1 protein-coding gene is annotated in these 13,381 nt (G+C 60.8%); it reads left to right on the forward strand.

The window, feature by feature from the left end:
- Positions 1-73: 73 nt before the first annotated feature.
- Entirely contained in the window at positions 74-12,997 is a 12,924-nt protein-coding gene (locus tag ACOOHD_RS09825; RefSeq protein ID WP_420461392.1) for a PKD domain-containing protein, read from the forward strand.
- Positions 12,998-13,381 lie beyond the last annotated feature (384 nt).

Raw genomic sequence — 13,381 nt, forward strand, 5'->3', positions numbered from 1 at the left:
CCTTTTTGACACTAGCTGGGAACTTACGCTTATCCCTGCCGGCCCCCAGCCGGTAAGACACTATAACAACACGATGAAGAATTTCTACCTCGCCCTCGGGCTGCTGGTGACCTTATTGTTAACGTCACTAGCCGGCACCGCCCAATCTATTACGCTACAAGCTCAGCAACCGTACTACTTCAGTACGTCATTTCGAGTAGACGGCATCGAACCGGCCTGGACAGCTAAGATTCTTTCCGCCGTACGGATGGACGATCAGATCGCCGGTGACCAGTGGGTGTACCCCCAGCTCATCCAGCGATCCGAGGAGGTATACGTGCAGGTGCGCGCTACTGACCTGGCCGACAACGGCGTGGAGCGTAAGGTAGCCCTAGGCCAACCGCAACAGGTCGTGGTGCGGGGCATCTGGGATGGTTTCTTCGGCGTCTCCTATAGCTGGTCGCTCGCTCCCGGTCCGCAGCTCACTGATACCGAGTGGACCGACATCGGCTACCTCTTTGTCTGGGGTCAGCCTACGCTAAGCCATCTCTATACCAACACAGTGAACGATCCCAGTATCACCGGTACCCCCGGCGCCGTGGAGGTGACCCTGGACTACGCCGAGATTGCCCCCGATGCCCCGGTAGCGGCACCCAATCAGACGCCCGTACTGGCCCAGATCGGTGAGCTGACGGCTACGGAGGGCGAGGTAAGCACGATCACGCTGCGCGCTACGGACGATGATGGATCGGACGAACTGAGCTTCCGGGCCGGCGCCGAACTACCCGCCTTTGCTACGCTGACTGACCACGGCGACCGTACCGCTAGTCTACGCATCGCCCCCGGCTCAGGGGATGCGGGTATCTACGCGGGCATTCGGATTATCGTGTCCGACGGTGAGCTCAGCAGTCAGGAAACGCTTACGCTTTCGGTTGCCGCCGCTCCCGTAGCGGGTTGCGCGCCTATCAGTATCCTACCCTGTGAGGAGGTGGCCGTGACACTGCCCGTAAAATTGTCTTTCAATGGCGACGAGAACGGTATCTATGATCGCAACGGCCAGGGCATCGGCTTTACCATGGTGGACGCACCATCCAACAACCTGTTTCCCTCCACAGCTGCTAACGCTAACGTGCCGGGTATGCAACCCGAACTCATCACCGTAGTAGGGGGCAAGCTCGTGATTCGTAGCACCAAGGGCATTAACTACCAGAAGCCGCCGGCAAGCAGCGCGAACAACTCTCAGGTTAATGCCCTGGGCGTAGGGATCGAGGTGCCGGCAAACTCCTTTGCCCTTTCCGTCGATCTGGATCAGCCCGCCTTTTCGGCTAGTGCCGGCAATCATTCCCAGCAGGGAGGACTTTGGTATGGCCTCGGGGAGGATAACTTCATCAAACTGGTAGCCATCAAGTCCGGTAGCGGACTGCAGCGCCTGCAATTGATGGTGGAATCTACCAATCCCGCTGACGGTACGCAGGTGATCCTCAGCTCCCTGACCACTGAGGAATTCGCCACTACGGCTGACGTGTTACGTCTGGAGATGGCCCTCGACCCAGTAGGGCGGACGGTCTCCGGTACCTACGTCATCAACAGCGGCGTAGCGCAGTCCATTATCGAGGGGGGTACTAACCAGCTGAGCGTACCGGCCGGCTTCTTTACCGGCAGCAACCACGATGGGGCCGCCAGTACGCCACGACTCTCCTTTGCCGGCATATTCGGCACCCACCGCATGGCCGCCCCGGCGGATGCCATCGACTTTGCCTTCGACAACTTCGCCATCGGCGAGGTAGCCAGTAGTGGCGTACCCCGCATCACCGCCGTACTGCCCAGAGATGGGGCGGTAGGTGTCTCGCCCAACACTTCGGTGTCGGCCAACGAGCTGTTTCTGCCCAACGGGCGCAACGGTGTATTTGGTGTCGACAATAGCAGCATAAGCCCCCAAACCGTTCGGCTTTATAAGCTGCCCTCCAATACCGAGGTGCCGGCCACGGCTAACGGCACGGGTGGCGGCGATGCCATCAACCTGACCCCACTATTTCCCCTGGAGGCCAATACGACCTACCGCTTTGAGGTGGACGGGGTAAAGGACCTCACCGAAGTAGCCTTCGCGAAGTTCACCTCCACCTTCACCACCAGCATCGGTGCTTCGGGCGGTGGCGGTGACTTAGACGCCGTGTCCTTCACCAGCGGTGGCAAGGTGGCCACTCAGGCCCGCTACACCTCCCTGGAGATTGGCCCCGACGGACGGCTCTACGGCCTGACCATCGACGGCACCATCGACCGCTTCGACATTGCCGACGATGGTAGCCTGAGCGGCAAGACGACCATTACCACCCTGCCCGATGCCTACGGCTCGCGCTCCGCGGTAGGCTTTAAGTTCTCCCCCGACGCTACGGCCGATAATCTGGTTGCCTTCGTCAGTCACTGTACCGGCGGACTGACCGATGCCCCGGCCTGGGACGGTAAAATCAGTCGGCTCAGCGGTCCCGACCTGGGCAGCGAGGCACTCGTAGTCACCAACCTTCCCCGCTCGCGCCGCGATCACCTCACCAATAGCATCACCTTCCGGGAGGGACAGCCCAACGTACTCTATTTCCTCCAGGGCTCCAACACCGCCGGCGGCGCCCCCGATAACGCCTGGGGCAACCGCCTGGAACGTCTGCTGAGCGCCGCCAGCCTGCGCCTGGACCTTAATAAGCTGCCCCAAGCCGACTGGCCCCTCAACGCCAAGACCACCATGAACGCCGCGGCCATTAATGCCGTAAACATCGACTCCCCCACCCTGGGCAGCGGCGCGGGGACCTACCGGGAGAACAATCAGACGTTCCCCGACGACGGAACCTACAACCCCTACTACAAGGACGCCCCCCTAACGCTATACGCCACCGGCATCCGGAACGCCTTCGACCTGGTGTGGCACTCCAACGGACAGCTCTATATTCCTACTAACGGCACCAACGGCGGTAGCAACTCACCGGCCTCCATCGACGGCACTCGCCGACCCGACGGCACCGTCTACCGCTACAATGATCCCGCCGGCCGCTACCCTGCCGTACCCGGCGTGACCGGTAATAACGTACAGCGGGACTACCTGTTCCGGGTCGATCCCAGCAGCACCGTCGGCTTCTATGGCCACCCCAACCCACTGCGCGGTGAGTTCGTGCTGAACAGCGGCACCAGCGAGGTAAACACTTACCCCACCGGTATCCTGCCCGACGTGAACTTCCGCGGCGCGGCCTTCAACTTTGAGTTCAACAAGTCGCCCAACGGCGTAATCGAGTACCGCAGCAATGCCGAAAACGGCAACCTGCGCGGCGCCCTGCTGGTATGTCGCTACAGCGGCGGCTCCGACATCATGGCCCTACTGCCTGACGGCCCCAACGGGGACATTACGACGGTCAAGGTGGGAATCCCGGGCTTTACCGGTTTTACCGACCCACTGGACATCACCGAGGACGTCACCACGGGCAACCTTTATGTCTCCGACTTTGGTACCCAATCCATCACCCTGCTACGGCCGGGCAACCAGGCCACGCGGCGTCCCTTCCTTACGGTAGATAAAACTCGCATCCTGACGGAGGAGATCGTAGGCAGTTTGTCCGGTACCCAGACCACCGTCTTCCTGACCAACTCCGGCAATGCAGCGCTAGAGGCTGCTAGCGTAAGCCTGACCGGTGCCAACGCGGCTGATTTTACCCTAAACAGGAATGGCTTCTCTACCAACCTCGGCGTAAACAGCACCACCTCCGTACAGGTCAGCTTCACCCCCACCACCATCGGCGCTAAAGTAGCTACCCTGACCTTCACCGGCAGCAGTGCCGATCCGGTCATTGTGGAGTTGCGCGGACTGGCCAAGAACGGACTGGGGGGCAACAACGAGCCCTCGCTGCAGCAGATTCTCGACACCTACGGCATCCCCATCAGCGTCGGCGATCAGAACCCCACAACCACGGCCCTCAATTTACCTGCCGGCAAGACGTACGGTGACCTACTCGGCGACGAGGTCAGCCTCCAGCAGTTCCAGCGCGCCGGCAACGGCAAGGTAACGGTGGAAGTGCTGGCTATATACGGTCCGGAGGCCAACGATCCCATCGTCAATTTCGGCTGGTACGAGAGCGGCAGGGTAACGTCCACAACGGAACTTTTCAGCGTACGTAATACCGTAGCCGGCAACGGGCAAACGATTACCCCCCGCACCAGCGGTAACCTGAGCTTCAACCCCGGCGTAGCCGCCTTCGGCTTCTATAGTAGCTGGCCCTACTTTAACAACCGTACGCTGTACAGTGAGGATGTCCTCAACACCTTCAGCGGCGCCTTGTCCCGTCACGTGCGCGTCTACAAGGTACCCGGTGAGGACAACGCCTACATCGTAGCTACCGAGGAGCACATCAACACCCCCGACTACCAGGACGTGGTCGTGCTGGTGCGCAATGTAGCTCCCGCCGGCGCCCCACTCGCCGTAGCCACTCCGGAAGAACTCCTCTTCGAGGCCACCGTCAATACGGAAGGCGAGCAAACGGACGCCAAGACCATCACCATCACAAACACCGGCCGCACCGACCTACTCATCGGCGAGTTGCGCCTCACCGGTCCCTACGCCGATCAGTTCACCTTCAGCGGCCCGGCCAATATCACTCTGGCCCCCTCCGCCACCCAGGCCTATACGGTCACCTTCGCCCCGGAGCTTACCCAGGATAACCTCGGCTACCAGCAGGCGCAGCTCAGCATCGAGACCAATGGCGTCCAGAAGGGCAACTTCAACGTAGGACTCCACGCCCTTAAGAAGGCCGGCTTCGAGGGTGGTCAGGAGCCCCCGCTACAGGATGTGGTCAATACCCTTGGACTGGGCATCGACGTGGGCTGGACTACCCTGGCCCATACTACCGCCGTCACCCCACAGGGGGAGGAAATTCTTGCGCCCCTCTTCGAGGCGGCCGGCCCGGGTCGGGTGGGCATTACTTCGGTGGCTCGTTACTCTCCGTCCGAAATCCTCCCCTTCGGCTACTACACCAATACGGACGGCACCCTCAGCACCACGCAAGTGGGCGTACAGGCCGCCGGCATCATCAATGCCCAGACTCTATACCCCAGCCTGGCCTCGGGTAGTACTAGCTTCGTAGCCCCCACCGCGTCCTTCGGTATTTACGCCGAGTCCCGGTCCTTCAATCGCACCAACTACACCCAGGACGCGCTCAACCTCGGTGTTGCCCACCGCGCCCGCATCTATCCGGTCCGTGACCGCAGCGGCCAGCTCGTCAGCAATAGCTACCTGATCTGCTTCGAGGACGCTACCAACGGCGACTACCAGGACTACGTCTTTCTGCTTACCAACGTCCAACCCAGCGGGGCGGGGTCGCAGGTGCTGAGCTTTTCGCCGACACGCCTCGACTTCGAGGCCGCCCGCGGCCAGCTTTCCACCCCAGCCAGTACCCTACTCAAGGCTAGTGCAGCACTGGAGGGAACGGCCATCAAACTGACGGGCGACGCGGACTGGATCGTGCTACCTACCACGGTACGCACCGGTCAGCCACTTGACTTCGCGGTCAACGCCTACACCCTAAGTGATGGCAATTACACTGCCACCGTAACCGCTACGGCACCGGGCTTTGCCCCGGCCAAGCTTACCGTACGAGCTACTGTGAGTGAGACGGTTGTAGTAGCCGCCAAGATCAACTTCCAGGATAATACCTTCACCCCCCCGGCCGGTTATCTGGCCGATACCGGAGAGGCCTACGGCATCCGCCCCGGCGGTAAGGTCTACGGCTGGATCAACCCCGAGACCAAGCAGCCGCAGGATAATCTCATCAGTGCCCGGGGTGCCGACCGCGGGGTGACGAATGCTAGCTCGGACGAGGATAAGCTTTTCCGCTCCTTCGCGATGCTTGACCAGGTGGACCTTTCGCCCCGTGCGCCCCGCGACTGGGAGATTGCCGTACCCAATGGTACCTACCGCGTGGAGGTGACCGCCGGGGACCCCCAGTACTTCAACAGCCGCCACCTACTTCGCGCAGAAGGCGTGATCCTGATCGAGAACTTCGCCCCCTCCGGAGCGGAAGTTTACCGCACCGGCGCTGCTACCGTCAAGGTGCTGGATGGGAAGCTTACCATCGACGATACCGGGGCGGCCTCTACGGACAACTCCAAGATCGTATCCGTAAGCTATACCAAGGTAGATGGCGCCCGCGCGCTGCCGGCCATCACGGCAGAGGTGACCGGATTTAAGAATGCCGCCGGAGCCTACGCCGGTACTGCTACCGTGGCGCTTTTTGCCCGCGACAACTCCGGGAGTGGCATTCAGGCCTTTGGCTATAGCGTGAACGGAGGGAAGTTTTCGGCCTACACCGCCCCCCTCGAGCTACGGCTACCCGCCGGCAGTACCTCTGCTGACTACCGCGTGGTGGCCCAGGCTACGGACGGTAACGGCAACGTGGCGAGTAAAGAAATCGTCCTGACGGTGGTACAAGAGTCCAGTGCCGTAGTGCGCATCGAGAACATGACCAAAGTACCGGCCACCAGTCGCGGCTTCCCTGCCGAGGACTTTTTCGCCTTCCATTACAATGCCTACGAGAAGTACTTCGACGGAGAGCTCCCCAGGGTACATGACCGGAACGTCATGCGCATTCACAATGATGGCACCGCGCCCCTGCGGATCAGCGAGCTGACTACCTCCGATACTACAGCCTTTATCGTCACCGGACTCGAGGTACCGGCCGACGGCCTGGTGATCGTACCGGGCAACTTTGTGGATGCTACCGTGGTGTTCGTATTCCGTGACGAGGTGCAGCGCAAGGTGCTACTACGCGAGAAACTCGTGCTGGCCTCGAACGCCGATAATCCGGCCGCTACCGACGTGACCTTCAGTGGCTCGTTCTCGCTCTACATCGAGGGCGGTAACGAGATCAATACCCAGCAAATCTTCGATGTACTCGGCTTCCAGACCACCATGGGACGGGACGAAAACAACCGCCTGGTGACGAATCCGAGCTCGGACTATCCCACCTACGACCGGGTCGATAGCGGAAAGGAGGGTTCGCTGATCCTTTCGGAGTTCTTCACCCAGGCCGATCCCGATAAGCCGGTCCACATGCTCCACCTAGCCTCCTTTCAGGGTTACGGTGCGCCCGGCTCCCAGCTACAGAACGCCGCCAATCGCACGGTAAGCGGCATGAGCTACAGCTACGGCCGCCTCTGGTTTCAGAGCATCCTGCCGAAAACGACCAATTCCTCGCAGGTTTTGGCCGGAGCCCGCGCCGACCGCGTTGGTGAGCCCTTCCATATTCGCATCGCCGGCTACCGCTCCACGGGTGGCACGAGCGCCAACACGCTGAAGGATAAGATCCTAGGTATCCGGGTCTATAAGGCCATCGATCACCGCGGCAACATCATCCCCAACGAGTACATCGTGCTCCAGGACTACATCGGTACGGGCTGCGCCACCGGCTCCGGCAACTGTGACTGGCAGGACAACGTAGCCTACCTGATCAACGCCCGTCCGCTGGCCGTACCCACCGCGGCCGATATCGCTAACGTGACCGTCGACCCCGGCGCGGTGCGCACCTACGCCGTCGGCACAGCCTTCGACCAGGGCTACGCCGGCAACCGCCTGACCTATTCCGCCACCCGTACCGACGGCTCCCCCCTGCCCGCCTGGATCGAGGTGAACACTCGTACCGCGGAGTTCGTGATCAACGCGCCCTACAGCGCGGCCAGCACCTTCGTGCCCATTCGCATCACGGCCACCGATCTGAATGGGGTCACGGCCAGCAGCGACTTCCGGGTCAACGTGACCGGTAGCGACCTGGACTGTACCGTACAGGCCAATGCTGACGGACAGCCAAAAGTCATACTGTGCGAGGGCGGCAGCGTACAGCTCAACGGACAGACTAACACGGGTATTTACAAGTGGACGGGGCCGAATGGCTTTACCTCCGCGGCCGAAAACCCGATCGTAAGCGTACCGGGTACCTATACCCTGACCACCGAGGTGCTGCGCTTCGGCGCCTGCTCCGGCAGTAGTAGTGTGACCGTCAATACCGATTATGGCAACGCACCCAGCCTGCGCATCAGCGCAGCAACCAGTACCCTGACTTGCTCGGTCGGCGCCATCGAGCTCACGGCCGTCTCCGGGGCAATCTCACCGAGCTACTACTGGTACCAGGACAACCGACTCATCGGCACCGGCCGGCGGCAGACTGTCACCCGGGCCGGTAGCTACCGCGTCAGTGCCGTGGGCACCGATGGCTGCACGGCTACTAGTACCATCATCGTCACCGAGGATCTCTCCCCCGCCTCGGCGGGTAACGGTGGCAGCATCACGGTGTGTCGTCTTAATGCCAGCAGCGTGGACCTCTATACTCAGCTAAATGCTCTGGGCGGCTCGCCGCAACTGGGTGGCCAGTGGTCGCTCTACGGCGCACCCGTTGCCGGCACCCTCGATCCCGCCACGGCAAGCTCCGGCGTATACACCTATACGGTAGGCGGAGCTAACGCCCAGTGCGCAAAAGCGAGTAGCGAGCTTACGGTAGTCATCACCGAGGCCGACCGCTACTTCCGCGATGCCGATGGTGACGGCTTCGGCGATGCCGATGCCGCCAGGCTGCTCTGTAGTGCAATCGAAGGTTTCGTGAGTAACGACGGCGACTGCGACGATAGCGACGCGACCGTACACCCCGGTGCCGCAGAGCTCTGTGACGGTAAGGACAATAACTGTGACGGACAGATCGACGAGGGCGAGGCCTGTAGCGGTAGCACGGCCGCTATTCGCATCAATGCCGGTGGCCCCGAGGCCCGCTTCGCGGGCAACACCTTTAGCGCCGACCAGTATTTTCTGGACGGCAATGGCTACACCAACACAATTAATAGCCTCCCGGCCATCTACCAGTCGGAGCGTACCGCTGGCAGTCCCTACATCCTGCGGTACGACCTACCGCTCGAAAATGGTGACTACACGGTCAAGCTGCACTTCGCCGAGATCTACTGGGGGGCCATCGGCACCGGCGGTGCCGGCCGGCGCATCTTCGACGTGCTGCTGGAGGGCGAGCGCGTACTGGACGACTACGACATCATCGCCGAGGTAGGTACCCTCACCGCCGTAGTCAAAACCTACGCAGTGACAGTCGCCGATGGCCGGTTTGACCTCCGGCTAGACGCCCGCTCCCAGGTAGGTGGCGCAAATCAGCCGAAACTCTCCGCCATCGAGATCATCCCGAATGGTAGCGGCAACACGGGAGCCAACACCGCCCCCGTCGCGGTGGCCCGGGCTACCCCGCTCAGTGGCCCGGCACCGCTATCGGTCAACCTGGATGCTACGGCCTCTTACGACAACAACGGTAGCATTGCGACCTACGCCTGGCAGTGGGATGGCGGTAGTGCCACCGGACCGAGTGCCCGCGTGACCTTCGCTGAAGGTAATTATACGGTTACCCTTACGGTCACCGATGATAAGGACCTGACGGGTACCGATGTGGTCGACCTCACCGTAGGCCGCAACATCCTGGATGCCGACGGCGACGGCGTAGAGGACAGCGCTGATAACTGTCCCTTCGTAGCCAACCCCACCCAGCGACTGCCGCGGTTCTACGCCGACGGCGACCGCGATGGCTTCGGTGACCCCAATGACTTCGTCGAAGGCTGTACCGCCCCGGCTGGCTACGTAGCTAATACGCGTGATAACTGCCCCACCCTGTACGCCACGGACCTGACGGACACGGACAGTGACGGCATCGGCGATCTGTGTGATGACGATGATGATAACGACGGCATCCGCGATACTGACGACTGCGATCCCTTCGACGCCCTCATCGGAGCGGCCCGGCTCTACTACGCCGACCAGGATAACGATGGCTTCGGTGACCCCGCCCGGGCTCAGCTTTCCTGTACCCCACCCGCCGGCTACGTCCTGGACAATACCGATAACTGTCCCGATACGGCCAACGCGGATCAGGCGGATGCCGATAACAACGGCCGCGGTGATGTGTGTGATGGTCCGGTAGTCACTAAGTCCAACTTCTGGCTAGAGGCCGAGTGTGCCCGAGTGGGTTCCGTATGGACGGTACGCACTGACTCCGGCGCCTCCGGAGGGAAGTACGTCGATGCCCTCGGCAATACCGACCTGGTCAACGTACCCGCCGACCGGCCCGCCAATCACGTTAGCTTCGTAGTCAATCGGGCCGAAGCGGGTAGCTATACCCTCTTTGCGCGCATCAGCGCCGCCAACGGTGACAGCGACTCCTACTGGGTGCGGGTCAACAACGGCGCTTGGTACAAGTGGTCGGGTGGTATCGTAGTCGATGATACCTTCCACTGGAATAAGATGCGCGTAAGCGTGCCCCTGCTGGCCGGTGTAAATAGCATCGATTTCGCCTGGCGGGAAGGTCCAACCAAACTCGATAAGCTATACCTCACCAGGGGGACCGGCACACCCACATTGCTAGGCGAGGAGGCTACCAACTGCGGTGCCCGCATCAACCAGCCCCCGGTAGCCCGCGCTACGGCCACGCCCACTGAGGGGGCCGCACCCCTAGCCGTACAACTCGACGGTCGGGCCTCCTTCGATACCGACGGCTCGATTGCCACCTATGCCTGGAACTGGACCGGTGGAGCTACCACCGGGGCAACGGCCACGGCTACCTTCCCCACCGGCACCTATGCCATTACCCTCACGGTCATTGATCAGCAGGGCGGAGCCGGTACCACCGTGGTGAACGTGCGCGCGACCAACCCCAATGCCGATACCGACGGCGATGGCATCATCGACGCCGACGACAACTGCCCCCTGACCGCCAACCCCGATCAGCAACTGACTACCTACTACGCCGACCGCGATGGCGATGGGTACGGTGACCCCGCCGAGGCGGTACAGGCCTGTGAGCGTCCCGAAGGCTTCGTAACCAACGGCCGTGACAACTGCCCGAGCGTCAGTACCCGCGATCTTACGGACACGGATAGCGATGGCCTCGGCGATAGCTGTGACCCCGATGATGACAACGACGGTGTAGCGGATGCCGAAGACTGTGCCCCCCTCGATGCCGGTATCGGAGCCGGCCAGCGCTACTACCTAGACCAGGACGGCGACGGCTTCGGCGACCCCGCCCGCAGTGTCCAGTCCTGTAGTCCGGTAGCCGGCTACGTCCTCGATAATACCGATAACTGCCCCCTAGAAGCTAACCCCGACCAGCAGGATAGTGACGGCAACGGCGTGGGTGATGCCTGTGAAGGAGTTGTATACACTAAGACCAGCTTCTGGCTCGAAGCCGAGTGTGGGCTGGTAGGTAATGCCTGGAAACCGTTCACCGATGTGACCGCCTCAGGGGATGCTTACGTGGCCTCTCCTGGCAACAACACCCTCAGCACCCCCCCGGCCGATACCGACGCCAACCGGGTCCGCTTCATCCTAGCCGATGCAGAGGCCGGTAGCTATACCCTCTTTGCCCGCATCAGTGCCGCCAACGGCGATACCGACTCCTACTGGGTACGCGTCAATAATCAGGCATGGTACAAGTGGTCGGGTGGTATTCGAACCGATAATACCTTTAACTGGAACCGCATGCGCGAAACCCTGGTCATGAAGCAGGGTACTAACGTCATCGACTTTGCCTGGCGCGAGGGTGGTGCGAAGCTCGACAAACTATACGTCGGACTAAACGCCAGCGAGCCCACCGGAGTAGGTGAGGCGGCCAGCAACTGCGGTGCTACCGTCAACGCCCCACCTATAGCGCGTGCTACAAGCTCTGTTTACGAAGGGGCCGCCCCCCTAGGTGTACAGTTCGACGGCAGTGGATCAAGCGACCCCGATGGTAGCATTGCTTCCTACCAGTGGCGCTGGACCGGTGGTACAGCTAGCGGTGCTAAGCCCCTGGCAACCTTTGCCGCCGGTACCTACCGGGTCACGCTCACGGTCACTGACGATCAGGGAGCTACGGGAACGAGCCAACTGAGCCTGACCGTCTTCGATCTCAATCAGGATACGGACGGTGATGGCGTAGCCGACGCGGCGGACAACTGCCCCACGGTACCCAACCCCGACCAGCGCCTGACTACATACTATGCCGACTTTGATGGAGACGGACTGGGTGATCCCGCCGATTCAGTAGAAGATTGCGACCAGCCCACCAATTTTGTTGCCAATGCTGACGATAACTGCCCCGCAGTATACTCGCTCGATGCTACTGATAGTGACGGAGATGGTATTGGCGATGCCTGTGATAGCTTTGATGGTAAGAGCACCGATTTCAGTCTGGAAGCTGAGTGTGCCCGCCTGGGTACCGGCTGGCGCGTACAACAGGCGGCCGATGCCTCCAGTGGACGCTTTGCTAACTTCATCGGCGCGGCCGACTACAATGCCGCCGCGGTGGAGGAGCTTGATCAGCAGATCAACTTCAACGTGACGGTGCAGGAAGCCGCCACCTTCTACCTCTTCCTACGCCTCAACGCGCCCGACCCGGCTCGCAACTCCCTCTGGGTGCGGGTAGACGACGGTAAGTGGCTAAAGATGTGGAAGGAGGTCGACGGCAATCAGATTCTGACCACCGGATTCGAGTGGCGTAAGGTCAGCGATGACGGCCGGCCGGTCAGTTTCATACTCACGGCTGGTGCGCATACTATCACCGTAGCCAACCGCGAACCGGGTACTCTAGTAGATAAGGTCCTGCTCTCCAATCTGGATGCCCTTCCCACGGGCACTGGACCTGCCGCCGGCAACTGTGGCACCGCCAAAGCACTTCCCCCGCAGGTAACGACCATGCAGCGGGTGACGGCAGCCCAGGACGCACTGCACGTAGAACTCTTTCCCAACCCCGCCCGCGAGTTTGTGATGGTAGATGTGCGCAGTGGCTTCACCGGACGTGTGCATGTGGTCATCACTGATGCTACGGGCCGGCGGGTACGGCAGTTCTTCGTCGGTAAGGACAGTGAGCTACACCGGATGCGTATGGACGTGAGCGGACTTTCGAGCGGTACGTACCAGCTACAGGTGACTGAGGATGACCGGCAGGTGATTGAGCAGTTTGTGAAACTGCGGTAAGTTAGCTTTGATACAGTTTCCACTAATGGGGTCACGCGGTCGAACCGGGTGGCCCCATTTTAGCCATGGAAAAGAGTTAACCTTTTTTGCCAGCAATAAAAAAGTAGTAGAGCTGACAATTTACTGTCCTTGTGGACCACCTCATATATGATGCTTATTAAATGTCTATTGTGGGTGTCTAAATGGGAAAGAAGGAAATCGCTCGGTTTGTGAGCCCTACTCACCAAAAAATGTTACAACTAATATTTGGTCGGTTATGGCTTTATCCGTACTTTTATAAAACCAAAGCGATGGTTATCGTCGTATGGGATATTATGGGTGCGCCGGTTTTCCTGCTCTCCCGCGTATTTTGACTATGAACTAAACACAGTGATCCTTCTTCGC

This window comes from Neolewinella sp., from assembly GCF_965214665.1.
Classification (GTDB): Bacteria; Bacteroidota; Bacteroidia; order Chitinophagales; family Saprospiraceae; genus Neolewinella.